Below are 25,596 nucleotides of genomic sequence, written 5' to 3' on the forward strand. Positions count from 1 at the left end.
CCATCATGCGGCGACGCCGACGGGGAGGTCCCGTTTGACACCACGGCCACAGCGTTGGACGGTGACCCATGCCACAGATCACGCCTGTCGTCACCGACCACTCCTTCACCGAGGGCCCCCGCTGGCACCAGGGTCGGCTGTGGTTCTCCGATTTCTACCTCGGTCGGGTCTCCTCGGTGCGCGCCGACGGCTCCGACTTCCGCGTCGAGGCGCTCGTGGACAACCAACCCTCGGGCCTCGGCTGGCTGCCCGACGGCCGCCTGCTGATCGTCTCGATGCGGGACCAGCTGGTGCTGCGCCGCGAGGACGACGGCACCCTCGTCGAGCACGCCGACCTCAGCGGGCACGTACGCGGTCACGCCAACGACATGGTCGTCGACGCCGAGGGGCGTGCGTACGTCGGCTGCTTCGGCTTCGACCTGATGGGCGGCGCACCCATCGAGCTCGCGCCGCTCGTACGCGTCGACCCCGACGGCTCGGTCTCGGTGGTCGCCGAGGGCCTCTGGTTCCCCAACGGCATGGCCCTCACCGACGACGGCAGCACGCTTCTCGTCAACGAGACGGTCGGCAACCGCGTCTCCGCCTTCGACGTCGCCGCGGACGGGTCGCTCGGCAACCACCGTGTCTGGGCCGAGTTCGCACCGACGCCCACCGAGCGGGAGTTCGAGAAGGCCCTCGCCCAGGTGGTGCTCGCGCCCGACGGCGGCGCCCTGGACGCCGCCGGCGGCTGGTGGGTCGCCGACGCCGTCAACGGCCGCCTCGTCCGGGTCGTCGACGGGCAGGTCCAGGCCGAGATCCAGCCCGGCACCGGCGTCTTCGCCTGCACGCTCGGCGGCGACGACGGGCGTACGCTCTTCGCCTGCTGCGCGCCGGACTTCTTCGAGCACGCGCGTCGCGAGGCCACTGAGGCCTCGATCCTCGCGATCCCGGTCGAGGTGCCCGCGGCCGGTCTCTAGCCGGCGCGTTCGGATCGCGCGTCGCCGGTCTGCACGCGCCACAGGGCGGCGTACGCCCCGTCGCGCTGCAGCAGCTCCTCGTGCGTGCCCGCCTCCGCGACCCGGCCGGCGTCGAGCACCCAGATGCGGTGCGCGTGGCGCACGGTGGAGAGGCGGTGCGCCACGACGATCGCCGTCCGCGTGGCCGCCGCGTCGCGCAGCGACTCCTGGATCGCCGCCTCGGTCTCGTTGTCCACCGCGCTCGTGGCCTCGTCGAGCACCAGCACGGCGGGGTCGCGCAGCAGCGCCCGCGCCAGGGCCAGGCGCTGGCGCTGACCGCCTGAGAGCGTCACGCCGCGCTCGCCGACCCGGGCGTCGAGGTCGTCGGGCAGCGCGTCGATGAAGTCCAGCGCCGCGGCGGCCCGCGCGGCCTCGCGGATCTCCTCGCGCGTCGCCTCGGGGCGGCCGTACGCGATGTTCTCGCCGATCGTGCCGGCGAAGACGAAGACGTCTTGCGCGACGTAGCCCATCGACCCGCGCAGGGACTCCCACTGCAGGTCGCGCACGTCCTCCCCGTCGAGCAGCACAGTGCCGGCGCGCGGGTCGTCGAACCGCAGCACCAGCCGCAGCACCGAGGACTTGCCCGCCCCGGTCGACCCGACGATCGCGTGGGTCTCCCCCGCCGGCACCGTGATGTCGAGGTCGTGCAGCACGTCGGGTCCGTCCGCGTACCCCGCGCGGACGCCCCGCAGCTCGACCCGGCCGCGCACCGGGGCCGGAAGTGCACGGTCACCCGCCGGGACCGCGACGGGCACGGCGAGCAGCGACAGGATGCGTACGGTCGAGGCGCGTCCGCGCTGGTAGAGGTCCAGCACCTCGGCCACCGCGGTCAGCGGCCACAGCAGTCTCTGGGTCATGAACACCAGCACCGAGTAGAGACCGACCTCGAGGTCTCCCCGCAGCGTCGCGAAGCCGCCCAGCAGCAGCGTGGCGGTGAACCCGGCGAGGATCGCCACCCTCACCAGGGGCACGAACGCCGCCGAGGACCGGATCGCGGCCAGGTTGGCCTCGCGGTAGGCCGTCGAGGCCTTCGCGATGCGGTCGCGCTCGCGGCGTTCCGCGGTGAACGCCTTGATGGTCTCGACGCCGGCGATGTTGGCCGAGAGGGCCTCGGAGAGGTCGGCGACCGTCTCCCGCACCCGGTCGTACAGCGGCTCGAGCCGCCGCTGGAAGATCAGCGACCCGACCACGATGACGGGGATCGGCAGGAACGCGAAGAGCAGCAGCTGCCAGGACGCGACCGCGAAGACGACGCCGACGAGCACCACGTTGAGCGCGGTCTGCAGGATGCTCGGGAACCCGACGTCGAGGAACCGCTCGAGCTGGTTCACGTCGTCGTTGAGGGTCGCCAGCGTCTGTCCTCCCCCGCGGCTCTCGTGCCAGGCCATGTCGAGGTGCTGGGCGTGGTCGTACGCCTCCACGCGCATCTCGTGCTCGACGCCCTGGGCGAGGCCGCGCCACAGCACGTCGGCGACGTACTCCGAGATCGACTCCACGATCCAGACGACCACATTGATGACCGCGAGCCACGCGAGCTGGGCGAAGCGGGAGTCCACCCCGAGGATCGCGCCGACGAAGGAGTCGTCGCCGCGCACCACCACGTCGACGGCCGCGCCGATGAGCAGCTCGGGCACCACGTCGGCGACCTTGTTGACGGTCGAGGCGGTCACGGCGCCGACGAAGCGTCGACGGTAGCGGCGGTGGCGCTCCCAGAGCGCGCGCAACGGACGGTCGGCCGCGTCGGGCACGCTCGCTCCTCGGTCTCGGCGGTGCGTCGGCAGGCCTCGGGGACGGAGGAGGCGCGACGCGGGTAAGGCGAGCCTAAGTCAGAGCGGCCGGGGCGCGCGCACCCGCCCGTCGACGATCCGCACCACGTGGTCGGCCGCCGCGATGCTCTGCTCGTCGTGGCTGACGCAGAGCACGGCGGTGCCCCGTTCGCGGGCCGTCTCGGCGAGCAGCCGGCGCACCGTGGCGCGACTGTCGGCGTCGAGCCCCGCCGCGGGCTCGTCGAGGAGCAGTGTGTCCACGTCCTGCACCAGCCCCTGACCCAGCAGCGCACGCTGACGCTGGCCGCCCGACAGGGCGGCGAGGGGGCGGTCCGCCAGGTCGGCGAGGCCGACCAGGTCGATCGTGCGGCGCACGTCGTCCGCGGCACGGTGCGCGCTACGGCGCCCTCGCGTCGTGCGGGTCGAGCGCGACCAGGTGCCCATCGCGACGACGTCGCGCACGGTCACCGGGAGCGCGTCGGGCACCGTGGGTCGTTGCACGACCAGCGCGAGAGAGCCGTCGCGCTCGACCCGACCGGCACGGGGCGTACGCACCCCGGCGAGGAGCTCGACGAGCGTCGATTTGCCGGCGCCGTTGGGACCGCACACCACCGTGACCGCCCCGGGTGCGACGTCCACGTCGACGCCGTGGAGGACCTCGTGATGGCCGTGCGCGAAACAGAGGCCGCGGCCGCGGAGCCGCGTGGAGGAGAAGGACACGGCGACATCATGCCAGTTTGCGAATGATTATCAATCTCATCTAGCGTCAGCGGCATGGCCTGGCTGTCCCACCTGCTGCTGGACCCGCTGAGCATCGGGTTCATGCAGCGCGCCCTCGCGGGCGGGACGATCGTCGCAGTCATCTGCGGCGTCGTCGGCACCTGGGTGGTCATCCGCGGGATGGCCTTCCTCGGTGAGGCCGTCGGTCACGGGATGCTCCCCGGCGTCGCCACCGCGACCCTCCTCGGCGCTCCCGTGCTGCTCGGCGGAGCGCTCAGCGCCGTGCTGATGAGCGCCACGATCGGCGCACTGTCGCGCCGCGGACGACTGTCCTACGACACCGCCATCGGCCTGCTCTTCGTCGCGATGCTGTCCCTCGGCGTCATCATCGTCTCGCGTTCGGGGAGCTTCGCCACCGACGCCACCAGCCTGCTCTTCGGCGACGTGCTCGCCGTCCGCGGCCGTGACCTGCTGACGCTGGCCGTGGCGCTCGTCGTCACGCTCGTGGCGACGACCGTCTTCCACCGCGCGTTCGTCGCCGCGGCCTTCGACGCACGCGTCGCGACGACCTTGGGCCTGCGGCCCGGACTCGCGCAGGCCGTACTCGTCGGTCTCGTCACGCTCGCCGTGGTCGCCTCCTACCAGGCGGTCGGCACGCTGCTGGTGCTCGGCCTGCTCCTGGCGCCGGCCGTGGCCGCAGGGCAGTGGACGCACCGCATCCCCACCACGATGGCGCTGGCCTCGGCGCTCGGGGCCGTGAGCGTCCTGGTGGGGCTCCTCGTCTCCTGGCACGGCGGCACCGCGGCGGGACCGACGATCGCGTACGCCGCCGTCACGACCGCTGCGGTCTCCGCCCTCGCCGCACGGCTCACGTCTACATCCACTCCCGAGAGGACCTCGTGATCCCCCGCCCCGCCCCCCTGCTCCTCGGCGCAGCCCTCCTCCTCACCTCGGCGTGCTCGGAACCCGGTGCCGGCACCCCGGCCGCGGGAGCGACCTCCGCGCCCGCCCCCGCGCCTTCCCCCCAGCCGTCCGGGGAGACCTCCGAGGACGCGACGGGCGAGGACCACGGCGCCGTCGCGGGCGCCCGCGAGGTGGCCGAGCCCCAGCTGCAGCTGCTCAGCGTCGACGCGAGCGGGTCCGTGGGACTGCTCGACCTGCTGACCGAGGAGACCCGACGGCTCGAGGCGGTCGAGGCGCCGCGCAGCATCTCCAGCGAGGGCCGCTTTGCGTTCGTCACCGTGCCCGGCGGCCTCACCGTGCTCGACTCGGGCACCTGGACGTGGTCGCACGGCGACCACTCCCACTACTACGACGCCCAGCCCCGCCTGGTCGGCACGCTGCCCGGCGAGGGTCCCGTGACGCTGGAGTACACCGCCCTGTCGACCGCAGGGGCCACGGGGGTGTTCTTCCGGCGGACCGGCGAGGCCGTGCTGCTCGACCACGGTGCCCTGGCCGCCGGACGCATCGAGGAGCGCTTCCGCGTCCGCACGACCCCGCACGACGGACTGCTGGCGCCACTCGGCGACGGAGCCGTCGTCAGCATCCCCGACCCGGACGGGGACGTGGCGGCTGTCCGCCGGCTCGACGCCGACGGCGACCCCGTGCCGGGCAGCCGTACGCGGTGCCGCGACGCCGCCGGCACCATCATCACCGTCGTCGGCCTGGTGGTCGGCTGCGCCGACGGCGCCCTGCTGTGGACGGGCGGCGACGGGGACGAGGACGGCCCGGACGTCGAGCGGATCCCGTACCCCGAGCGGGCGGACGCCCCGCCCGCCCGCGAGTTCACCGGCCGCAAGGGGCGACCCACCGTCTCAGCCCTGGCGGGCCCCCGGGCGTTCTGGCTGCTCGACACCCGCGAGGGCACGTGGGCGCTGCGGCGGGTCGAGGAGCCCATGCGCCAGGTCGTCGCCTCCGACGACGAGGACGGCCACGTCGTGGCGCTGGGCCGCGACGGCCGCGTCCGGGTGTACTCCGCCGAGGACGGCGAACGCGTCGGTCAGAGCCCACCGCTGCTGGGAGGCGGGGTCGACGATGGCGGCAGAGGTGACGGAGAGGTCCAGCTCACCGTCGACCGCGAGCGCGCCTACCTGAACGCACCGGGCCGCGGGCTCGTGCTGGAGATCGACTACGCCGACGGCGCACGGGTGGCCCGTGAGCTGCGTACGCCGACCTCCCCCGCCTTCGTCGTGGAGACCGGACGATGATCGCCCACCGGCCCGTCGCGGTGCTCGCCGCGGCCCTCGTGCTGCTCGCCACCGGCTGCGGTGCCGGCGGACCCACGTCGGACCACCCGCAGATCGTGGTGACCACCAACATCCTCGGCGACGTCGTCGGCGAGCTGGTCGGCGACGCCGCGGACGTGACGGTGCTGATGCGCCCGAACGCCGACCCGCACTCCTTCGAGATCTCGGCGCAGGAGGCCGCGCTCATGGCCGAGGCCGACCTCGTGGTCTCCAACGGCCTCGGCCTCGAGGAGGGGCTCCAGCAGAACCTCGACCGGGCCGCGGAGTCCGGTACGGAGCAGTTCGTCGCGGGCGACCACGTCGACGTGCTGGCGTACGGGCCGGAGGTCTCCGAGACACCCGGCGCCGACGCGGGCTCGCCCGACCCGCACTTCTGGACGGACCCGGCGCGCATGCTCGACGTCGTCGACGCCCTCGCTCCCGAGCTCGCCGGGATGCCCGGTGTCGACCCCGCCCTCGTCGACCGGTCCGTCGCCGACTACCGGGAACGGCTCGAGGACCTCGACACGGCGATGACGACGTCGTTCGCGTCCATCCCCGACGAGGGACGTGACCTCGTGACGAACCACCACGTGTTCGGCTACCTCGCCGAGCGGTTCGACTTCAGCGTCGTCGGTGCGGTGATCCCCGGTGGCACCACCCTGGCCTCCCCGAGCGCGTCGGACCTCGACGGTCTCGCCTCGGCGGTGCGCGAGGCCGGCGTACCCACGATCTTCGCCGAGTCCTCCTCCCCGGACCGCCTCGTGCAGGTGCTCGCGGACGAGGCGGGCGTCGACGTCGACGTCGTGCCCCTGTTCACCGAGTCGCTGACCGCCGCCGACGGCGACGCCCCCACCTATCTGCAGATGCAGCGCGTCGACACCCGACGCATCACCCAGGGCCTCGCCCCGTGAGGCCCCGACCCGAAAGGAAGCACATGTCCCCTTCCCCCGTACGTCGCCGGAGCCGACACCGCCGGCACGGGCTGGCCGCCGCCGCCGTCAGCGCAGCGCTCGGCATGACGCTGGCCGCCTGCGGAGGCGGCTCGACCGCCGGTCAGTCCGACGAGACCGGCACCGGTTCGGAGTCCGCCGAGGAGACCACCAGCTCCGCCACCGAGGCCACGCCGTCCCGCGTCGCGGTCACCTACGAGGACGGCGGCGCCATCCTCGACGGCGAGACCCTCGAGGTGCTCGAGACCTACGACACCGAGGAGTTCACCCGCCTCAACGCCTTCGGCGACGGCCGGCACCTGCTGCTGACCACGAGCCAGGGGTTCCAGGTCGTCGACACCGTCGAGCCGGCCCTGACCGAGACCGTCTTCGCGGCCGACGCGGCGGGCCACGTCGTCCGCCACGCCAACCGGACGGTGCTCTTCGCGGACGGTACGGGCGAGACGACCATCCTCGACACCGATGCCCTCCTGGAGGGCGACGGTGACCCGGAGGACGCCCAGGACGCCGGCGCAGCCACCTACCAGGCCGATGAGGCCCACCACGGCGTGTCCATCGTCCTGGAGGACGGCACCCTGCTGACCACCCTCGGTGACGAGGACAGTCGCTCCGGTGCCATGGCCCTGGCCGAGCAGGACGGCTCGTGGAGCGAGATCGCTCGCAACGAGAAGTGCCCCGGCGTCCACGGTGAGGGCACCGCCGCGGGCGAGGCGGTCGTCTTCGGCTGCGAGGACGGCGCGCTGCTCTACCGCGACGGGTCCTTCGAGAAGCTGCAGGCCGAGGACGAGTACGGCCGCATGGGCAACGCGTACGTCTCGGAGTCCAGCCCGCTGGTCGTGGGCGACTACCAGGCCGACCCGGACTACGAGGGCTACGAGCTCACCGAGGTCGCGCTCATCGACACCGAGTCCGGCAGCTTCTCCACCGCCGAGCTGCCCGACGGCGTCGCCTACACCTGGCGGGGCGTGGTGCGCGGCCCCGCGGACCAGGCGTTCGTGCTCGGCACCGACGGCAGCATCCACGTGATGGACCCCGCCACCGGCGAGCTCGGTGAGTCCTGGCCGGTCATCGAGGCCTGGGAGGGCCCCGACGACTGGCAGGTGCCGCACCCTGGCCTCACGGTGCACGACGACACGGCGTACGTCGGTGACCCCGCCCGCAACCAGGTGCACGCCGTGGACCTGACCACCGGCGAGGTCACCGCCTCGGTGACGCTCGACGCGGCACCGAACGAGCTGGCGGTCAACCTGGGCTGACGCCGCCCCGCCCCAACCGGACCGTGCCCGTCCCCCTGGTCGTCCTCGACCGGGCGGGGCGGGCATGGCTCGTCCCGAGGCTGGGCAACGTGAGGACGAGGGGAACTTAGGGTTCCCTCACCTGCCAGCGCACGACCGGGCGGCGGAGCACTCCGCCGTCCACACCAGCAGACTCGACCAGCAGAGGAGCGACATGCTCGACGACGACGACATGACGACCGGCAACGACGGCGGGGCCGAGGGTCCCGCCGACGGCGGCGCCTCGGGCACCCCGGGCGTCCAGGACGGTGGCGCCGATGGCGGCGCCGAGGGTCCCGCCGACGGCGGCGCCTCGGGCACCCCGGGCGTCCAGGACGGTGGCGCCGACGGTGGCGCCGAGGGTCCCGCCGACGGTGGCGCCTCGGGCACCCCGGGCGTCCAGGACGGTGGCGCGGACGGTGGCGCCGACAAGGCCTGACGCCGACACGCCCGGACGGGGCGGCGGACTCGGGTCCGCCGCCCCGTCCTTCCGTTGCCCGCACCACCCCGTCACCGACGGGCGAGCGCCGCAGAGGAGGACGATGACCAGCACGCCCCGTGATCCCGTCGACCCGCTGCTCCGGGTCTCCGGCATGAGCACAGCCGAGTTCGCCTCGACCACCTGGTCGCGGCGTCCCCTGCTACGGCGGGCGCACGAGCTGCCGGGCGTCGGCTTCGCCGACCTGCTCGACCTCGACGCGGTCGACGAGCTCGTCTCCATGCGCGGCCTGCGGACCCCCTTTGCCCGTATGGCCAAGGACGGACAGGTCCTCGCCACCACCCGCTTCACCGGCGGTGGCGGAGCGGGCGCCGAGATCGCCGACCAGCTGGCCGACGACAAGGTGCTCGCGGAGATCGGGTCCGGCGCGACGCTGGTGCTCCAGGGGCTGCACCGGGTGTGGCCGCCGGTGGTCGACCTCGCGGGCGGACTCGCCCGGGCGCTGGGGCACCCGACGCAGGTGAACGCGTACGTCACGCCGGCGCAGAGCACGGGCTTCGCGCCGCACTACGACGTGCACGACGTCTTCGTGCTGCAGCTCGCGGGGCGCAAGAGCTGGCGCGTGCACGAGCCCGTGCTGGTGGACCCGCTCCGCGACCAGCCGTGGGACGCACGCGCCGACGAGGTCGCTGCTCGCGCGGCCGAGGAGCCGCTCCTCGACGTGACGCTGGAGCCGGGTGACGCGCTGTACCTGCCGCGCGGCTACCTGCACGCCGCCACCGCCCTGGGCGAGGTGTCGGCGCACCTGACCGTGGGCGTGCAGGCCGTCACGCGCGCCACGGTGGCCTCGCAGGTGCTCGACCTGCTCGGCGAGGATCGCGAGCTGCGGCGGTCCCTGCCCGCCGGGGTGGACCTCGGCGACCCCGCTGCGGTCGCCGACGACCTCGCCGCGACGCGCGAGGCCCTGCACGCCGCCGTCGACCGGCTCGAGGTCTCCGCGGTCGCGGACGCCCTGGCCCGCCACGTGGCGTCCCGCGTACGCCCCGAGCCGATCAGCCCCCTCGCCCAGCTGCGCGCGGGCACCTCGGTCGAGGCGGGCACCCGGGTGAGGGTGCGGGCCGGGCTGCGGTGGACCGCGGCTGCCGAGAGCGACGGACGTCTTGCCGTGCGCGCGTTAGGTCGTACGCTCCGTGTGCCCGGCGCCGTGGAGGACGGCGTCCGCCACCTGCTCGGCGGCGACGTGCTCACCCCCGCCTCGGTGCCCGGCCTCGACGAGGCCGACGCACGCGTGCTCGTCGCCCGTCTTCTCCGCGAGGGGCTCGTCGTGCCGGCGGGGCACGCGTGAGCGCGCGTCCCGTGCCCCGCGAGGCGGCCGACCGGTGCTCGGTCGTCGCCGAGCTGCGCGAGGAGCCGCTCGCGGGCACGGCGCTCTCCCACGCTCGTCTGCTGCTGGTCGAGCAGCCCGGGCCCTGGGGGCCTCGGGGTCTGGTGGAGAGCCGGGCGGACCCGCAGGTGGCCGACGACATCGACCACCTCGCGGCGGCGGCCGGGTTGCGTCTGCAGGGCGTACGCCGCCCGCGACGTCACGCGGACGACGGGGACCGCGACCACTTCGTGGCGGTCGTCGACACCGTGACGGGCCGGGTGCGGTCCTGGACCGTGCCGTCGCTGAGCGCGTTGCGGGACTCCCAGCGTGCCGCCGCGGATCCCGATCCGGCCCTCGCCCGGGAACGTCTGGTGCCCGCCGGGCACGACGTGCGAGACCTCGACCAGCCCCTCTACCTCGTCTGCACGCACGGCCGGCACGACGCCTGCTGCGCCATCCGGGGCCGCCCGTTGGCCGAGGCCCTGCACAGGGTGCGCCCCGGCCAGGTCTGGGAGACCACGCACATCGGGGGCGACCGCTTCGCCGCGAACGTGCTGGTCGTGCCGCAGGGCGAGACCTACGGCCGCGTACGCCCCGAGGACTCCCCCGCGCTCGTCTCCGCGGTCGAACGCGGCGAGGTGGCCACCCGGTGGCTGCGCGGGCGCATGGGACTGCCGCCCGTCGTGCAGACCGCGCTGGTCGCCGCCCACGAGCAGCTCGACCTGCCCCGACGCGATGCACTCAGCGTGCGGGAGGTGTCCCAGCGCGTGCCCGGCACGGCGGTCGTGCTCCTCGAGGCGGACCACCTCGAGGTGGAGGTCGAGGTGGTGGTGGGCACGAGCGAGCCGGCCCGCTTGACCTGCCGCGGCCCCGCGCGGGCGACGGCACGCACGACGATCCCTGGCACGGTGGTGGCACGGGCCGCGTGCGGCCCCGGCTGATCCGGCTGGTCCGACCGCTGGGCAGCGAGCTCGCTCAGTGCTGCACGTCGTCGATCGTCAGGTCGGCGGGCACGAGCCTCCAGACCGCGTACGCCGCCGCCGCGGTCAGCACCGCCCCCGCGAGCCCCACGGCAGCGAAGCCGCTCACGAACGCGTCGGAGGCCGCGTCGAAGCCGGGGGTGCCGATCGCACCCGCGACGGACTCGCGCACGGCGGCGTCGGTGGCCTCGGGCAGCGACGCCCGGTAGACCACGCCGAGCACGCTGCCCAGCACGGTGATGCCCAGCACCGCGCCGAGCTCGTAGGTGATCTCCTCCATCGCCGCCGCGGTGCCGGCCCGGGCGTCGTCGGCGGCACCCATGATCAGCGCCGAGCCGAGGCCGAGCGCCGACGTGCCGAGACCGATGACGGCGAAGGCCGCGGCCACCCAGACGTACACCGCGGGCACGACCGCGAGCAGGGTGAGCCCGACCGCGAGCACCACGACACCGCCGGTGAGCACCAGCCGTGGGCTCGTGCGCGCCGCCAGCGCGGGGGCGAAGGGTGAGGCGACCAGGGCGCCGACCGCCAACGGCAGCAGCGCCAGACCCGCCTGCAGCGGCGTCCAGCCCTGCACGAACTGCAGCCACTGGCTACCCACGAAGAGCACCGCGACCATGGCGGCCGAGCTCGCCAGCGCCGCGATGACGCCCGCGCGGAGCACGGGCGACCCGAACAGGCGTACGTCGAGCATCGGCCGCTGCGAGGTGAGCATGCGCCGGGCGAACACGGCGAGGGCGGCCGCGCCCACGGCGAGGACCGTGAGCACCGGCAGCGTCGGACCCTCCTTGCCGAGCAGCTTGATCGCGTAGACCGTGGCCGTGAGACCACCGGCCGAGAGCACGATGCCGGCGGGGTCCAGGCGCCCGGGACGGCTCGACCTGTTCTCCCTGAGCAGCCAGAGCGCACCCAGGGCGGCGACGACCATCAGCGGCACGTTCAGCAGGAACGCCGCGTGCCAGCTGAAGGCGGCGAGCAGCGCGCCTCCGACGACGGGCCCGACGGCGGCGCCGAGCGCCGCCGTGGCGCCCCAGATGCTCAGGGCGAGCGTCCGCTCCCGGGGGTCGGCGAAGGTCGACCGGATCAGCGAGAGCGTCGACGGCATGATCATCGCGCCGCCGATGCCCAGCACGGCACGCACGGCGACGACGGCAGCAGCGGAGTCGGCGAGCAGGATGCCCAGGGAGCCGACGGCGAAGGCCGTGTACCCGGCCACGAGCATGCGCCGGCGTCCCCATCGGTCGCCGAGTGCCGTCACCGGCACCAGGAACGCAGCGAGGGTCAGGGCGTAGACGTCGACGACCCAGAGCTGCGCGACGGCGTCGAGCCGGAGGTCGGCCACCATCGCGGGCAGCGCGACGTTGAGGATCGTCATGTCCATCACGACCACGAGCAGGCTGCTCGCGAGCACGGCCAGCGCCCACCAGCGGCGCGGGTCCGCGGCCTCGACCGCTGGACGACCCGGCTGCAGGCTGGTCATGCCCCCACCCCCCGGCGGAAGGTCTCGAGCACCAGGGCACCGGCGCCGCGCGGGGCGACGTCGCCCACGCGGCGCGCCTCGCGCACGGCGACCAGGAGGCCGTACACGGCGTGGCCCATCCAGGCCGCGGGCAGGTCGGCGCGGAGCACCCCCACGGCCTGGGCAGCACGGAACAGAGCGGTCTCACGATCGGCGAGATGCTGGGTGCGGCGCTCGAGGTCGGCATTGGCCAGGATCACCTGGTCGGTCAGGGCGAAGCCGTAGTCGTCGGCGTCCTCGACGTACGCCAGCACGAGGGACTCCAGCGCCGCGACCACCGTGTCGGCGTCGCCGCTCGCGGCGACCTGCTCGACGCCGACGGTGTCGAGTCGCTGCTCCCACCGGTCGAGCGAACGGGTGCCGAGCTCGACGAGCAGGGCGTCCCTGGAGTCCACGTGCCGGTGGAGGGTGGCCCGACTGATGCCCGCTGCAGAGGCCAGGTCGGCCATCGAGGCTGTCGCGTCCCGGTTGAGCGCCTGCAGGCAGGCCGACAGCACGTCGTCACGGTGCGACATGGCGACTCCTCTCGTGTGAGACACCAATGTCTCACACGAGACTTGCCTGTCTCAATCAGGCATCATGCCGGGACCACCCGCAGCGGTTGACCGCCGAAGGTCTCCGGGGTCTGCAACCACTCGCCGCAGCAGTGCTCGCACAGCAGCAGGGTGTCTTCGCCGAGGCTGTCGCCGGCGTCGTCACTGAACTCCCAGACGAGCCGCCACGTCGCCGCGTCGTCGTGGGCGGCCGAGTCGGAGTGGTCACACAGGACGCACTCGCAGCGGCTCAGCGCAGCCAGGTCGGCGGTGAGGGTGATCGCCGGGTCGGTGTCGAGAGGTGAGGTGCTCATGGGTTCCATGCTGCGCCCGACCACCGACAGATCTCGACCGATCGGCCCGCGAGTCGCGGGTCCGGCGTGGAACTCACCGGTTGACACGTCCGCTCCCGGGAACCCGGGCTCCGAGACACAAGGACGACAGGGGGGCACCAGTGGACCGCAACTCGATCAAGGTCGGCGTAGGCGGCGCTGCCGTCGTCGGCGTGGCCTTCGGCATGGCGCGCTACGCGTACGGCCTGACCCTCCCCGATCTCAGGGAGGAGTTCGACCTCTCCGAGGTGCTCCTCGGCCTCATCGCGAGCGGCACCTTCGTCGGCTACCTGCTCGGGCTCCTCGCGGTGCCCCCGCTGGCCCACCGCAGAGGCCCGCGAGCGCCCACGACCATCGGGGCGGGCTGCGCCGTGCTCGGCTGCGCGACGGTGGCGACGGCACCGAACGGGCTCGTGCTGGGCGTCGGGGCCGTGCTCAGCGGTGCGGCCGCCGGATGGGTGTGGGCGCCGTACTCCGACATCGTGACCAGCTCGACGCCCCGGCGCGACCAGAACACGTTGTTGGCCGTCATCACCACGGGCACCAGTGCGGGCCTGCTGCTCGTCGCCGGCCTCGGGCTCGTCGGGGCCGCCACGTCCTGGCGGGCGACCTGGGCGGGCATCGCGGTGGCGGCGTTCGTCGGCGCACTGGTGAACCTGCGCCTCGTGCCGCGGCTCAAGCCGGGAGACCCGTGGCCGGCCTCGGCGCCCCAGGATCTCGTGGACGCCGGCGCCGAGTCGGGCTCGAGGGCTCCGGTACGCACCCGGGACGTCGTCCGCAGACGAGGTCTCATCGCACCACTGGCATTCTCCGCGGCCTTCTTCACCGCCGTCACCGTCTACCTCACCTACGCCGCGGACGCCGCGCGACAAGGGGGTCTGGCGGCCGTGGCAGCGCCGATCCTCTTCGCGCTCGTGGGTCTCGGCGGACTCGTCGCACTCCTCACCGCGCGGTTGACAGGCCGCCTCGGCACGGGGCGTGTCGGCAGCCTGAGCCTGTCCCTGAGCGGCGTCGCCCTGCTGGCCCTGTCGTGGGGAGGCGACTCCCTCGTGGCCGTCCTCGGGGGCGCGGTGGTGTTCGGGATTTCCCTGATGGTGGGCTCGTCGGTGCTGTCGGTCTGGACGGCCGAGGCCTCACCGGACGTGCCCGAGGAGTCGTTCACCACTGCCCTCGTGGTGGGCGCGATCGTGTCCATCGCCTCCCCGACGGTGGCCGGTGCGGCCCTCGGACCGCTGGGCCTGCCGATGGTTCTCGCGCTCACCGGCGTGGCTGCGCTGCTGGTCGCCGCGGGCCTCGAGGGCGCGGCCCATCAGCGACGACGCGCGCACACCTGAGGCGGTCCGGTCACCTCAGCCCAGCACCGAACGGGGCAGGTCGAGACCCGGCACCAGCTCTACGAGCAGGTCGCGTACGCGTGCGTCGATGTCGGCGATCACCGCACGCACGGTCGCGGGGTCCTGACCACCGGGGTCGGCGACGGGCCAGTCGACGTACCGGACGCCCGGGACGTACGGGCACTCCTCGCCGCACCCGAGCGTGATCGCGACCGTCGAGGCCTCGATCGTCTCCCGCGTGAGCTTCTCCGGCGTCTCGGCCGAGGTGTCGAGACCCAGCGCCCCGAGGGCGTCCGCGACCTCGGGATGGATGTGCTCCCCCGGTTGCGTCCCGGCGGAGACGGCCGCGACCCGACCCTGCGCGTAGTGCTCGGTCAGCACCCGTCCGATGACCGAGCGGCCACCGTTGCGTACGCAGGCGAAGACGACCTGGGGAACCTCTGACCGGGCGGAGTCCGTCACGCTCGGTGAGCGTACGGTGCTCGCGTGAACGGCGGGGGGACGACGGCACGTCGACGGCTCCTGCTCTGCGTCGACGCACCCTCGCTGCTGCACCGCAACCACCACGCCCGACGCTCCTCGGACCTGCGCGACACCGCAGGACGCCCAGCGTGGGCGCTGCACGGCATGCTGCGGCAGATCCTCGAGGTGCTCGACCGGTTCGCTCCCGACGCCGTGGTGTTCGGCATCGACGACCGCCGCGCGTCCGTGCGCGAGGACGCCTATCCGGCGTACAAGGCGGGACGTGCCGAGAAGGACGACACCCTGGTCGAGCAGCTGGAGCGGGCCCAGGCGTTGCTGAGCGCCCTCGGCCTGCACGCGGTCACCCCGCCGGGACTCGAGGCCGACGACGTCTCGGCCAGCGCTGCGGTGTGGGCCGGGCGCCAGGGCTGGGACTGCGTGCTCGTCACCTCCGACCGCGACGCCTTCGCCCACGTCTCCGACCACTGCCGCGTGCTGCGCGTGATCTCCGGCGGCATCGCAAACTCACCCCTCCTGACGCCGCCGCGGCTGCAGAGCATGTACGGCGTGCCGGCCGAGCACTACCTGACGTACGCCGCCCTGCGCGGTGACGCCAGCGACAACCTGCCGGGCGTCCGCGGACTCGGGGAGAAGACCGCGGCACTGCTCGTGGCCGCGGTCGGTCCGATGACCGAGGTCTGGGCCGACCTCGCCGCCTGCGACGGCGCGACCGTCGCCGCGGCGGTCGACGACCTCTGCGCGGAGCTGGGGCGACCCCGGGCCGGCCGCACGGTCGTCTCACACCTGGCTGCGCCGGACGCCCGGGAGCGCTTCGAGTTCAACCACGCACTGATGCGCGGGCACACCGACGTCGACCTCGGGCTGACCCCCGAGGTGCCCGGCTCGGCCGGGCTGCTGCCGCTCGACGCCGTCACCGTGGCCCGCGTCGTGGGCTTCCTCGGCCGTCCCGAGACCACCGACCTCGCCCTGCGGGTGCTGAGCGAGCCACCGGGCTCACGCGCCTCGTAGGTCCTGGCCGCCTCATCTGGCAGAGCCGGCTCAGCCGGGCTCAGCCGGCCCCATCGACCGAGCCGTCGACGGCCGCCAGGATCGCCTCGGCCGCCTCGCCCAGCGTCCGCAGCTGAGCGGGGGTGAGACGGTCGACGACCAGGGCGCGTACGCCGGCCACGTGCACCGGCGCGGCAGCCTCCAGCTGCGCCGCCCCCTGGTCGGTGAGCACCGCGTACGTGCTGCGTCGATCGACCGGGTCGCCCTCGCGCACCACCCAGCCCCGCTGCTCGAGCCGGGTGACCACGTTGGACAGACGCGGAAGGGAGCTGCCGGCCATACGCGCGACGTCGCGGAGGTGGCAGCGACGGTCCTCGCGCATCGAGAGGACGGCCAGCACGAGGTACTCGAAGTGGCTCATCGACGCGCCCTGCTGGAGCTGGGAGTCCAGGGCCCCCGGCAGCCGCATCAGCATCTGCACGAACGGGAGCCAGGCATCCTGCTGGTCGTCGTCGAGCCACCGCGGTTCTTCGGCCACGGGAGAACGGTACGCCTCCTCCCGCCCGTCGCGGGTCTCGGAATACACTTCACGCGTGAAGCGTTGCCCTGGTGAGACCGCCGAGAGGACCACCATGACCGTCGACCTGATGAACCCCGCCGTCCCCGCCGGCGCGTACGCCGACCTGGTCGCCGAGCGCCGTACGCTCACGGCCGCCCACCGCGCCTGGACCCCCGCCGACGGGCCGACGCCCTCGCTCTACCTCGCCCACGGCGCGCCGCCGCTGCTGGACGACCCGGTGTGGCTGCGCCAGCTCCACGACTGGTCGCTGTCGATGCCGAAGCCGCGAGGCGTGGTGGTCGTCTCGGCGCACTGGGAGAACGCGCCGCTCGCGGTCGCCGCGACGGACGCGGCGGCTCCGCTCTTCTACGACTTCGGCGGGTTCCATCCCGCCTACTACAGGCTGCGCTACCCCTCGCCCGACAGCAGCGACCTCGCCCGCCGGGTGGTCGGCGCCCTGCCGCAGGGCACCGAGGTGCACCAGCACGTCGCCCGGGGTCTGGACCACGGGGCGTTCATCCCGATGATGGCGATGTACCCCGCCGCCGACGTGCCCGTGCTGCAGGTGAGCATGCCGAGCCTGCGGCCCGAGGAGCTGCTCGCTCTCGGGCGGAGGCTCCGCTCCCTGCGGGCCGAGGGGTACCTCGTCGTCGGGTCGGGCTTCCTCACCCACTGGATGGGTGGCTTCGCCACCGGCGCGCCGCTCGACGTGCTGCCTGCCTTCAACGCCGAGTTCGACGCCTGGGCCGCGGCAGGTCTCGACGCGGGCGACGTGGACGCCCTCGCCGACTTCCGGCGGGCACCGGGGGTCGCGTACGCGCACCGCACCGTCGAGCACTACGTGCCGCTCTTCGTCGCGCTCGGTGCGGCCGACGACGCCGGCGCCCCGGCGCGCACCGTCATCGAGGGCACGCAGCTGACGAACTCCAAGCGCTCGGTGCAGCTCACCTGAGGCCGCTCCTCCCTGAACGCCCGCGTACGCGGGTATCCGGGTGCTTCTGCGGGCTTGCAGACCCGCGCAAGCACGGGGTGACCCGCGTACGCGGGCGTTCAGGCCGGGGCGGGCGGGACGGAATCAGGCCAGGGGCGCGCTGTCCCAGAGGCCGCCGCCGGGGCCGAGCCAGACCAGGCCCACGGTGACCTCCTCGGCCGCGACGCGGGCGCCCTCGGCGAGGCCGGCGTACACGAAGAGGTCGTCGCCCGGGTGCAGCTCCACCGCCGCGGGGCTCGCGGTGCCCTGGGTGCTCCGTGCGCTCAGCCACCCGACCGCGTCGGTGGCCTCCCCCAGCTCGTCGGACCACCCGATGGTCGTGCCGGGGGTCCCGGCGCTCGCCCCGTCCTGTACCCAGGTCCACGACGACGTCAGCAGCCCGGGCTCCCCGTCGGCCGTCCCCTGCTGCGTCACCGCCAGGAACAGGTGGGACCCCTCGGGCACCTCGGCGCGCTTCGGCACCGTCACGCGGGCCACCGCGTACTGGGCGCGGCGGTGGTCCATCTGGGAGAACCGCCCGTCCCGGAGCCCCGGCGCCACCCGCGCAGCGGCCCGCTCGAGCCTGCTCTCGTCGTCGGGGTCCGGCACGGTGACGACGCGCAGCCCGCTGACCTGCACCCCGAGGGCGCCGACCCGCGACGGCGGCTGGGCGCCCTTGAGCCACCAGCCCACACCGACCGCCACCAGCAGCAGGAATGGCACGATGACCGTGATCGCGCGCACGACCGCGCGCACGGCGGCCTCGCGCGACGACATACCGCCACGGTAGACGCCTAGACCAGTCGGGGACAGGATGACGTGACGACAGCGGCTCTCGACGTGGTGGTCGTCGGGGCGGGCCAGTCCGGCCTCGCCCTGGGCTACCACCTGTGGCGCCACAACCGGGACGTCTCCAGGCACGGCCGGCGCCCGCTGGACCTCGTCCTGCTCGACGCCCGCGACCACCCCGGCGGCGCGTGGCGGGACGGCTGGGACTCCCTGCGGCTGTTCAGCCCTGCCGCGTTCTCCTCGCTCCCCGGGCACCGCATGCCATCCGGAGCGGGCGGTGCGGGCGGTGCGGACGGGGCGAACCCTCCCGCCTCGGCCGTCGTGGACTACCTCACCGACTACGAGCGTCGCTACGACCTGCCCGTGAGGCACGGCGTACGCGTCACCGCGGTGCACCGAGACAAGCGCGACGAGGGCGTGCTGCGCCTCGACCTCGACGACGGCAGCACCCTCGCCACGCGACATCTCGTCAACGCCACCGGCACCTGGGAGCAGCCGTTCGTGCCGGCCGTGCGCGGCGCCGGCTCCTTCGGCGGCCGGCAGCTGCACGTCGTGGACCACCGGCGCCCCTCCGCGTACGCCGGGGAGTCCGTGCTCGTCGTCGGCGGCGGCAACTCCGGGGCCCAGGTGACCGCCGACCTCCTGCAGGCGCAGGAGCGCGCACGCGAGCAGGGCGGCCCCGCGCCCGACGCCGTGCACTGGGTGACCACCCGGGCGCCGTGCTACCTCGCCGACGACGTCGACGGGCGGGTCCTCTTCGAGACGGCCACGCAGGCACTCGCGGACCGCGCCGCCGGACGCGAGGCCCGCGGTGTCGCCTCGCTGGGCGACATCGTGGCGACGCCCGCGGTGCGTCACGCCCGCGACGACCTCGGCATGACCGCCCGCGTCGGCCTGACGGCGTTGACCGCGCACGGCGCGCGGTTCGCCGACGGCGAGGAGGTGCGGCTCGACACCGTGGTGTGGGCGACCGGCTTCCGGCCCGCGCTGCGTCATCTGCGCCACCTCGACCTGGCCCACCGGGACGGCAGACCGGAGACGACCGGGGCCTCCGGCGCGTACCCGACCCGGTCGGCGTCGGACCCCGACGTCTGGTTCCTCGGGTACGGCGACTGGTGCGGTCCCGCCTCGGCGACCCTGATCGGCGTCGGACGTGCCGCACGCGACACCGCCGAAGGCCTCGTCGGTTCGCTGACCGAGGCCCCCAGCCCGTAGGCTGGTGCTCACGAGCCGGCCCCATCCGTTCTGCCTCGGGCCGGCGTGACTCGTCACGGACCGTGCGCCGCGAGCTCCGCTCGCGCCGGGCAGGACGACCCCTTCGACTCCTCAGGAGACGCGCGCCGCGACTCGCGGTGCCACCACCATGACTGCATCCCCCTCTTCCGCGACCCTTCCCACCTTCACCTCCCTCGGCGTCCCCGCCGCGCTGGCCGACGTGCTGGCCCGCGACGGCATCACCACCGCCTTCCCGATCCAGTCCGCCACGCTGCCCGACTCGCTCGCCGGTCGCGACGTGCTCGGCCGAGGGCGCACCGGCTCCGGCAAGACCGTCGCCTTCGCGCTCCCCGTGGTCGCACGGCTGAGCGCCTCGGGCGCCCGGCGTACGCCCACCCGGCCGCGCGCCCTCGTGCTCGCACCGACCCGCGAGCTCGCCACCCAGATCGATGCGACCGTGAAGCCGCTGGCCGAGGCCCTGGGGCTGCGTACGCTCACCATCTTCGGTGGCGTCGGCCAGAACCCGCAGGTCAAGGCGCTGCGCAACGGCGTCGACGTGCTCGTCGCCTGCCCCGGTCGCCTCGAGGACCTCATGGGCCAGGGCCACGTGAACCTGGACGCCGTCGAGGTCACCGTGCTCGACGAGGCCGACCACATGGCCGACCTCGGCTTCCTGCCCGGGGTCAAGCGCATCCTGGACAAGACGCCCTCGCGCGGTCAGCGCATGCTGTTCTCCGCCACGCTCGACAACGCGATCGACGTGCTGGTCAAGCGGTACCTCAAGGACCCGGTGACCCACTCGGTGGACCCGGGCACCTCGGCGGTGACCACGATGACGCACCACGTGCTGCACGTCGCGGACGCCGACCGCTTCGCCGTGGTCAAGGACCTCGCGGCCGCCCCCGGTCGCACCGTGGTCTTCACCCGCACCAAGCACGGCGCGAAGGCGCTGGCCCGCAAGCTGAACGCGGCCGGCGTCCCGGCCGTCGACCTGCACGGCAACCTCAGCCAGAACGCGAGGACGCGCAACCTCACCGCCTTCTCCGACGGCACCGCCGGCACGCTGGTCGCGACCGACATCGCCGCCCGCGGCATCCACGTCGACGACGTGGGCCTCGTCGTGCACGCCGACCCGCCGGTGGAGCACAAGGCGTACCTGCACCGTTCCGGTCGCACCGCCCGCGCGGGCTCGGAGGGCACCGTCGTCACGATCATGACCGACGCCCAGCGACGCGATGTGCGCGACCTGACGCGCAAGGCCGGCATCAAGCCGACCACGACGTCGGTCACCGTGACCCACCCGCTGCTGGCCGAGATCGCGCCCGGCGAGCGGGTCTACGGCGACCCGGTCGAGCCCGTGGCGCAGCCGCGGCCGCAGAAGCAGGGCAAGCCCGGCCAGGGACGGCGTCGGCGCTCGGGGTCGGGCTCGGGCGCCGGCTCGGCCGGTGGCGCGCAGGGCTCGCGTGGTCGCGGCGGCCAGGGCGGCAGCGCCGGCGGTCGGGGCAAGCAGGGCGGCCCGTCCGGCCAGCGCCGGCGCAGCACGAGCGGCTCCGGCGGCTCCCACAGCGCCTCGTCGTTCTCCTCGGGTCGCCGCTGAGCCGATGGGCACTGGGAGCACCCGGAGCACGGGTAGCGCGGGTAGCACGGGGCGGACACGGGTCTGCGCCGTCGCCGACGACGCGCTGGGCGACCACGACGCCACGGGGGTCGCCGCCGCGATCGCGGCCGGTGAGGTCTCCGCCCACGAGGTCGTCGACGCCGCCGTACGCCGCATCCGGTCGGTCGAGCCCGATCTCGGGGCGACGGTGCTCACGACGTACGCCGACGCGTACGCCCGGGCCGAGGAGATCGACCGCGCCACGACCGCGGGCCGGGACCGCGGGCACGGCCCGTTCGTGGGCGTCCCGACCGTGCTGAAGGACAACGTCGACCTGGCGGGCGTGCCCACCCAGCACGGATCGGCCGCGTTCACCGCCGCACCGGCCCGGGCGAGCGAGCCGGTCGTACGCCAGCTGCTCGAGACCGGGCTCGTGGTGCTCGCCAAGAGCACGCTGCCGGAGTACGGCTTCAACGCGAGCACCGAGTCAGCCCACGGCGCGACCCGCAACCCGTGGCAACTCGACCACACGCCGGGCGGGTCCTCGGGCGGGTCGGCCGCCCTGGTCGCCTCGGGTGCGCTGCCTCTGGCGCACGGCAACGACGGCGGCGGGTCGATCCGGATCCCCGCGGCGTGCTGCGGTCTCGTCGGCCTGAAGACCACCCGCGGCCGCGAGGCAGCAGGCCTCGCCGCGAAGGGCCTGCCGGTCGACATCGTCGGCAACGGCGTCCTCACCCGCACCGTGCGGGACACCGCCGCGTGGGTCGCCTGGTTGGACGGTCGACAGCGTGACGCGACCCTGCCCGACGTCGGCCTGGTCGAGGGACCGGGCCCCCGCCGCCGCATCGGGCTGGTGCTCGACGCCCCCGCCAGCGACCCCACCGAGGCGGAGACCAGGGCCACGGTCGAGCGGACCGCCGACCTGCTCGAGAGCCTGGGGCACGAGGTGGTCGAGGTCGACCCGCCCGTCGACGAGGACTTCCGGGAGCACTTCCTCACCTACTGGGCCATGCTGGCGTGGGGGGTGCAGCACGCCGGGCGGGTGGTGACCGGTCGTCGCTTCGACGCGCGGGCCACCGAGCAGCTGACGACGACGCTGGCAGCAGAGATGGGCCGCCGCTGGCGTTGCCTGCCCGGCACACTGCTCGCACTGCGGCGGTCGGCGGCGGTCTACGCCGAGGCCTTCGCCGGGGTCGACGCCATCCTGTCCCCCACGTTGGCGCACCCCGCCCCGCCGCTGGGCTTCCTCGGCCCCGACCAGCCGGCCGCGCAGCAGCTCGAGCGGCTCACGCAGTGGGCCACGTTCACCCCGGCCAACAACGCCTCCGGCGGACCCGGCATCTCGCTGCCGCTGGGCGCGACGACGACCGGCCTGCCCATCGGCGTACACCTCTCGGCCGCGCACGGCGACGAGCGCACCCTGCTGGAGCTGGCGTACGAGCTGGAGGCCGAACGACCCTTCCGGCGAATCCAGGACGCCTGAGCCCCGCCGCCCCGGACCCCCCTCCCTCTCGCCTCCGCCTCCCGGTTCGGCCCCCTGAACGCCCGCACATGCGGGCTTTCCAGTGCATCTGCGGGACTGCAGGCCCACAGGAGCACGGGTACGCGCGCAGGTGCGGGCGTTCAGGGGCCGCGTACGCGAGCCCGGGGGCCCGCAGGGGGGCGTTCGGCCCCGTCCCGTACGCGGGTAGGAGCGCGACCATGAACGGCACGAACGACACGGACCTGCAGCCCGGCACGACCCCGGGGCCCGTCCGCCTGATGGCCACCCCGACACCGCTGGAGGAGGCCCCCCGGCTGGCGGCCGCGCTCGGGCTCGCCCCCGACCAGCTGCTGCTGAAGCGCGACGACCTCGGCGGGGTGGGCGCGGGCGGCAACAAGCTGCGCAAGCTCGAGGTCCTCTGCGCCGAGGCCACCGCCGCGGGCGCCCGCACGCTGGTCACCACCGGTGCCGCGCAGTCGAACCACGCCCGGGCGACCGCCGCGGTCGGCGCGCGCCTCGGCTTCGACGTCGTGCTCGTGCTGGCGGGGCACCCCCCGCAGCACCCGGCCCGCGGCAACCTCCTCATCGACGAGCTCTGCGGCGCGACCGTGCTCTGGGCCGGCGAGCGGTCGCTCGCGGTCGCAGCCGACGAGGCGGTCGCGGCGCTGGCGGTCAAGGACGCGCGGCCGTTCCTGGTCCCGTACGGCGGCTCGAGCGCCACCTCGATCGCGGGCTACGCCATCTGCGCCCACGAGCTGCTGGCCACCCGCCGCGACCTCGCCGAGGTCTGGTGCGCCGTCGGCTCCGGCGGCACGATGGCCGGGCTCGTGTCCGTGCTCGGCCCCGCGCGCGTCGTCGGGGTCGACACCGGTGCGACCTCCGACGGCCGCGCCGCCGTCCACCGCCTCCTGGATGCCGCCGGTCACCACGTCGACGCCGACGACCTGCGCCTCGTGGAGGACCAGGTCGGTGAGGGCTACGGCAGGTTGAGCGACGGCGTCCACGACGCCGTACGCCTCCTCGCCCGCACCGAGGGGGTCATCGTCGACGGCACGTACGTCGGCCGCGCCGCCGCGGGACTGGCCGCGGCCGCACGCGCCGGGACGCTCCCGGACGGCCCCGTCGTGCTGCTGCACTCCGGTGGGCTGCCGGGGCTGCTCGGTCACCCCGACCTGCTCGACGAGATCCCCGAGGCGGCCCGGCCGCACCCGGCCGGATGAGTGCCCCGGCGTCCGCGCGCGTACGGGACGCCGCGCGCAGGGCACGCGCCGCGGTGCGGCGGCTGCCGACCCTGATGCGGTTCCCCGAGGTGCGCACCGATCTGCTTCAGGTGGTCAAGGCCGCGCTCGCGACGGCCTCCGCATGGCTGGTCGCGACCGCGGTGCTCGACCTCGCGGAGCCGTTCCTGGCCGCCTGGTCGGCGTTGCTCGTCGTGCACGCCACCGTGCACCGCTCGATGGTGCGCGGCGCGCAGTTCGTGGTGGCGACCTCCCTGGGGATCCTGCTCGCCGCGGGCATCGCGCTGTCCCCGCTCTCGGGTGCCCCTGCACTGGCTGTCGGCGTCGTCGTCGGGCTCCTCGCCTCCCGGGTCCCGGTGCTGCGGCTCGAGGGCGTGGCCGTGGCGACGTACGCGATCTTCATCCTCGTCGCCGCCGACCCGACGAGCACCGACACCGTGATCAGCTGGCTCGGCGCCGTCGTGCTCGGCACCGGCATCGGGGTGGCGGTCAACGCCGTCCTGCTCCCCCCGCTCGACGACCGGGCCGCCGGGCGCACCCTGCAGGGGATCCTCGGGGACCTCGGCGGACTTCTCCGCCGCATGGCCGCCGAGCTCGAGAGCGGTCCGGCCGAGGACGAGGCCGCGACGGACTGGAGCCAGGTGACGCGGACGCTCGACGACGACCTCGACCGAGCCCGGCAGCAGGTGCGGTGGACCCGGGAGACCCAGACGCTGAACCCTCGCCGTCTGATCTCCGGACACGCGGGCGCCCCCGCGGTGTACGACCACCTGCTCGCCGGCCTCGAGGACGCCGTCGGTCAGACCCGCACGATCGCGCGCGTCGTGGCGGGCGGCGTCGGCACCAGCCAGGCGTGGGACGAGGACTTCCGCGACCGGTGGCTGGTGCTCCTGGACCAGACGGGACGACGCGTCGCCGACCTCGACGAGAGCGTCACCGCCGTACGCGACGACCTCGACCGGCTGGCCGAGGACATGTCCACCCAGGACCTCCCCGGACTGCTGTGGCCGACGTACGGGTCGCTGCTGATGGCGCTGCGCGGTGTGCTCGTCGCCGTCGACGACGAGGAGACGGTGCGCTGGCGTGCCGGGCTCGGGGAGGTCGGCCGTCCCAGGCGGCCGTTCCGTGCGGCGCGGACGGGCGGCGAGAACCAGGTCGTGTGACCGGCCAGCTCAGGCCACGCCGTCGTGCACCGTGAACTCGGTGAGGCCCTCGGGCTCGACGGTCTCCACCGACACCTCCGCGACCTCGGCCTCCGGCGACCCGTCGCGGCACCAGGCCACGAGATCCTCGACGGCGCCCCGGGTGCCCTCGAAGCGGGCAGCGACGGTGCCGTCGAGCTCGTTGGACACCCACCCCGTCACCGCGGCCTGAGCGGCACGCTCGGCACAGTGCTCGCGGAAGTGCACGTCTTGGACCCGCGGGCCGCTGACGCGCACCTGGCGGGCGTGCGTCTCCGACAGGTCGATCTCGGTCCCGGGGGTCGATGCCTCAGTCATGTCCTCACCGTCCCCACCCGCACCGGAGTCATCCCCGCTGCTCGAAGCTCTCGAGGTTCTCGAGACCCTCGGGGGTCGCCTGGGTCGCCTCCACCCCGGTGACCTCGGCCTGCGGTGAGCCCTCCCGACACCAGCGCACCATCTGCTCCACCGCGTCCGGAGCGCCCTCGAAGTGGGCGCTGACCGTGCCGTCGGGCTCGTTGCGCACCCATCCGCGTACGCCCGCCCGCTGCGCCTCCTCGACGCAGGTCGCGCGGAAGAAGACCCCCTGCACCGTGCCGTGGACGCGCACCTCGCGCGCGACCAGACCCCGCGCGGGCATCTCTCCGCCGCCGTCGCT

General features: G+C 74.3%; 25 protein-coding genes and 1 pseudogene. 16 read left to right on the forward strand and 10 right to left on the reverse strand.

Going from position 1 to position 25,596, the window contains the following annotated elements:
* Window positions 1–68: 68 nt before the first annotated feature.
* The gene (locus KLP28_02940; protein QWC85732.1) at window positions 69–956 is read left to right on the forward strand and encodes an SMP-30/gluconolactonase/LRE family protein; all 888 of its coding nucleotides are present in this window, start codon (window positions 69–71) and stop codon (window positions 954–956) included.
* Here the strand turns inward: KLP28_02940 and KLP28_02945 are convergent.
* Window positions 953–2,776: an ABC transporter ATP-binding protein/permease gene (locus KLP28_02945; protein QWC86764.1), complete on the reverse strand. Its 1,824-nt coding sequence runs from the start codon at window positions 2,774–2,776 to the stop codon at window positions 953–955. The two genes, KLP28_02940 and KLP28_02945, sit on opposite strands and share 4 nt — an antisense overlap.
* A 45-nt stretch (window positions 2,777–2,821) precedes the next feature.
* Window positions 2,822–3,481, reverse strand: coding sequence for an ATP-binding cassette domain-containing protein (locus tag KLP28_02950; GenBank protein QWC85733.1), 660 nt, complete (start codon window positions 3,479–3,481; stop codon window positions 2,822–2,824).
* A gap of 54 nt (window positions 3,482–3,535) precedes the next feature.
* Here KLP28_02950 and KLP28_02955 point away from each other — a divergent pair, with 54 nt between their 5' ends.
* From KLP28_02955 to KLP28_02985, 7 genes and pseudogenes are all read left to right on the forward strand, one after another.
* Window positions 3,536–4,384 carry a metal ABC transporter permease gene (locus tag KLP28_02955; protein ID QWC85734.1) on the forward strand — a complete coding sequence of 283 codons (849 nt, stop codon included), beginning with the start codon at window positions 3,536–3,538 and terminating at the stop codon, window positions 4,382–4,384.
* Window positions 4,381–5,688 carry an ABC transporter gene (locus KLP28_02960; GenBank protein ID QWC85735.1) on the forward strand — a complete coding sequence of 436 codons (1,308 nt, stop codon included), beginning with the start codon at window positions 4,381–4,383 and terminating at the stop codon, window positions 5,686–5,688. Before KLP28_02955 ends, KLP28_02960 begins: the two co-directional genes overlap by 4 nt.
* Window positions 5,685–6,620 (forward strand): metal ABC transporter substrate-binding protein, encoded by a 936-nt coding sequence (locus tag KLP28_02965; protein QWC85736.1) that lies wholly within the window; start codon window positions 5,685–5,687, stop codon window positions 6,618–6,620. The genes KLP28_02960 and KLP28_02965 overlap by 4 nt, the downstream gene beginning before the upstream one ends.
* Window positions 6,621–6,643: 23 nt before the next feature.
* Entirely contained in the window at window positions 6,644–7,915 is a 1,272-nt protein-coding gene (locus KLP28_02970) for a hypothetical protein (protein QWC85737.1), read from the forward strand.
* Window positions 7,916–8,186: 271 nt separating this feature from the next.
* Window positions 8,187–8,363: pseudogene (locus KLP28_02975) on the forward strand (BatC protein).
* Between the two features lie 112 nt (window positions 8,364–8,475).
* Entirely contained in the window at window positions 8,476–9,717 is a 1,242-nt protein-coding gene (locus KLP28_02980; protein ID QWC85738.1) for a cupin domain-containing protein, read from the forward strand.
* Window positions 9,714–10,679, forward strand: a complete 966-nt coding sequence (locus tag KLP28_02985; protein QWC85739.1) for a hypothetical protein — start codon at window positions 9,714–9,716, stop codon at window positions 10,677–10,679. The genes KLP28_02980 and KLP28_02985 overlap by 4 nt, the downstream gene beginning before the upstream one ends.
* Window positions 10,680–10,713: 34 nt before the next feature.
* Here the strand turns inward: KLP28_02985 and KLP28_02990 are convergent, their stop codons facing one another.
* The 3 genes from KLP28_02990 to KLP28_03000 all read right to left on the reverse strand — a co-directional run bounded on the left by KLP28_02990 (window position 10,714) and on the right by KLP28_03000 (window position 13,084).
* On the reverse strand, window positions 10,714–12,198 hold the full coding sequence (locus KLP28_02990) for an MFS transporter (protein ID QWC85740.1): 1,485 nt from the start codon (window positions 12,196–12,198) through the stop codon (window positions 10,714–10,716).
* On the reverse strand, window positions 12,195–12,752 hold the full coding sequence (locus KLP28_02995; GenBank protein ID QWC85741.1) for a TetR/AcrR family transcriptional regulator: 558 nt from the start codon (window positions 12,750–12,752) through the stop codon (window positions 12,195–12,197). The genes KLP28_02990 and KLP28_02995 overlap by 4 nt, the downstream gene beginning before the upstream one ends.
* Window positions 12,753–12,814: 62 nt before the next feature.
* Window positions 12,815–13,084 carry a hypothetical protein gene (locus KLP28_03000; GenBank protein QWC85742.1) on the reverse strand — a complete coding sequence of 90 codons (270 nt, stop codon included), beginning with the start codon at window positions 13,082–13,084 and terminating at the stop codon, window positions 12,815–12,817.
* 140 nt (window positions 13,085–13,224) lie between these two features.
* Between KLP28_03000 and KLP28_03005 the strand changes: the two genes are divergently transcribed.
* Complete coding sequence (locus tag KLP28_03005; GenBank protein QWC85743.1) at window positions 13,225–14,436, forward strand: MFS transporter; 1,212 nt, start codon at window positions 13,225–13,227, stop codon at window positions 14,434–14,436.
* Window positions 14,437–14,451: 15 nt separating this feature from the next.
* Here KLP28_03005 and KLP28_03010 read toward each other — a convergent pair whose 3' ends face one another.
* The gene (locus tag KLP28_03010; protein ID QWC85744.1) at window positions 14,452–14,898 is read right to left on the reverse strand and encodes a heat-shock protein HtpX; all 447 of its coding nucleotides are present in this window, start codon (window positions 14,896–14,898) and stop codon (window positions 14,452–14,454) included.
* Between the two features lie 24 nt (window positions 14,899–14,922).
* Here KLP28_03010 and KLP28_03015 point away from each other — a divergent pair, with 24 nt between their 5' ends.
* A complete protein-coding gene (locus KLP28_03015; protein ID QWC85745.1) occupies window positions 14,923–15,927 on the forward strand; it encodes a 5'-3' exonuclease in 1,005 nt (334 codons plus the stop codon).
* A 40-nt stretch (window positions 15,928–15,967) separates the two neighbouring features.
* Here KLP28_03015 and KLP28_03020 read toward each other — a convergent pair whose 3' ends face one another.
* Window positions 15,968–16,444, reverse strand: coding sequence for a MarR family transcriptional regulator (locus KLP28_03020; GenBank protein QWC85746.1), 477 nt, complete (start codon window positions 16,442–16,444; stop codon window positions 15,968–15,970).
* 109 nt (window positions 16,445–16,553) lie between these two features.
* On the opposite strand from KLP28_03020, the gene KLP28_03025 reads away from it, so the two are divergent.
* Entirely contained in the window at window positions 16,554–17,417 is an 864-nt protein-coding gene (locus KLP28_03025; GenBank protein ID QWC86765.1) for a dioxygenase, read from the forward strand.
* A gap of 123 nt (window positions 17,418–17,540) precedes the next feature.
* Here the strand turns inward: KLP28_03025 and KLP28_03030 are convergent, their stop codons facing one another.
* Window positions 17,541–18,212: a hypothetical protein gene (locus tag KLP28_03030; GenBank protein ID QWC85747.1), complete on the reverse strand. Its 672-nt coding sequence runs from the start codon at window positions 18,210–18,212 to the stop codon at window positions 17,541–17,543.
* Window positions 18,213–18,278: 66 nt separating this feature from the next.
* Here KLP28_03030 and KLP28_03035 point away from each other — a divergent pair, with 66 nt between their 5' ends.
* The 5 genes from KLP28_03035 (at window position 18,279) to KLP28_03055 (ending at window position 24,920) form a co-directional block, all read left to right on the forward strand.
* On the forward strand, window positions 18,279–19,439 hold the full coding sequence (locus KLP28_03035; protein ID QWC86766.1) for an NAD(P)/FAD-dependent oxidoreductase: 1,161 nt from the start codon (window positions 18,279–18,281) through the stop codon (window positions 19,437–19,439).
* Between the two features lie 148 nt (window positions 19,440–19,587).
* Window positions 19,588–21,036 carry a DEAD/DEAH box helicase gene (locus tag KLP28_03040; GenBank protein QWC85748.1) on the forward strand — a complete coding sequence of 483 codons (1,449 nt, stop codon included), beginning with the start codon at window positions 19,588–19,590 and terminating at the stop codon, window positions 21,034–21,036.
* 4 nt (window positions 21,037–21,040) lie between these two features.
* The gene (locus KLP28_03045; GenBank protein QWC85749.1) at window positions 21,041–22,519 is read left to right on the forward strand and encodes an amidase; all 1,479 of its coding nucleotides are present in this window, start codon (window positions 21,041–21,043) and stop codon (window positions 22,517–22,519) included.
* A 218-nt stretch (window positions 22,520–22,737) separates the two neighbouring features.
* Window positions 22,738–23,739, forward strand: coding sequence for a pyridoxal-phosphate dependent enzyme (locus tag KLP28_03050; protein QWC85750.1), 1,002 nt, complete (start codon window positions 22,738–22,740; stop codon window positions 23,737–23,739).
* Window positions 23,736–24,920 carry a hypothetical protein gene (locus KLP28_03055; GenBank protein ID QWC85751.1) on the forward strand — a complete coding sequence of 395 codons (1,185 nt, stop codon included), beginning with the start codon at window positions 23,736–23,738 and terminating at the stop codon, window positions 24,918–24,920. The genes KLP28_03050 and KLP28_03055 overlap by 4 nt, the downstream gene beginning before the upstream one ends.
* A 9-nt stretch (window positions 24,921–24,929) precedes the next feature.
* Here the strand turns inward: KLP28_03055 and KLP28_03060 are convergent, their stop codons facing one another.
* Both KLP28_03060 and KLP28_03065 read right to left on the reverse strand, forming a co-directional pair.
* Entirely contained in the window at window positions 24,930–25,256 is a 327-nt protein-coding gene (locus tag KLP28_03060) for an acylphosphatase (protein ID QWC85752.1), read from the reverse strand.
* A gap of 28 nt (window positions 25,257–25,284) precedes the next feature.
* The gene (locus KLP28_03065) at window positions 25,285–25,578 is read right to left on the reverse strand and encodes an acylphosphatase (GenBank protein ID QWC86767.1); all 294 of its coding nucleotides are present in this window, start codon (window positions 25,576–25,578) and stop codon (window positions 25,285–25,287) included.
* Between the last annotated feature and the right edge of the window lie 18 nt (window positions 25,579–25,596).

It is taken from the genome of Nocardioidaceae bacterium, from assembly GCA_018672315.1.
Lineage (GTDB): Bacteria > Actinomycetota > Actinomycetes > Propionibacteriales > Nocardioidaceae > TYQ2.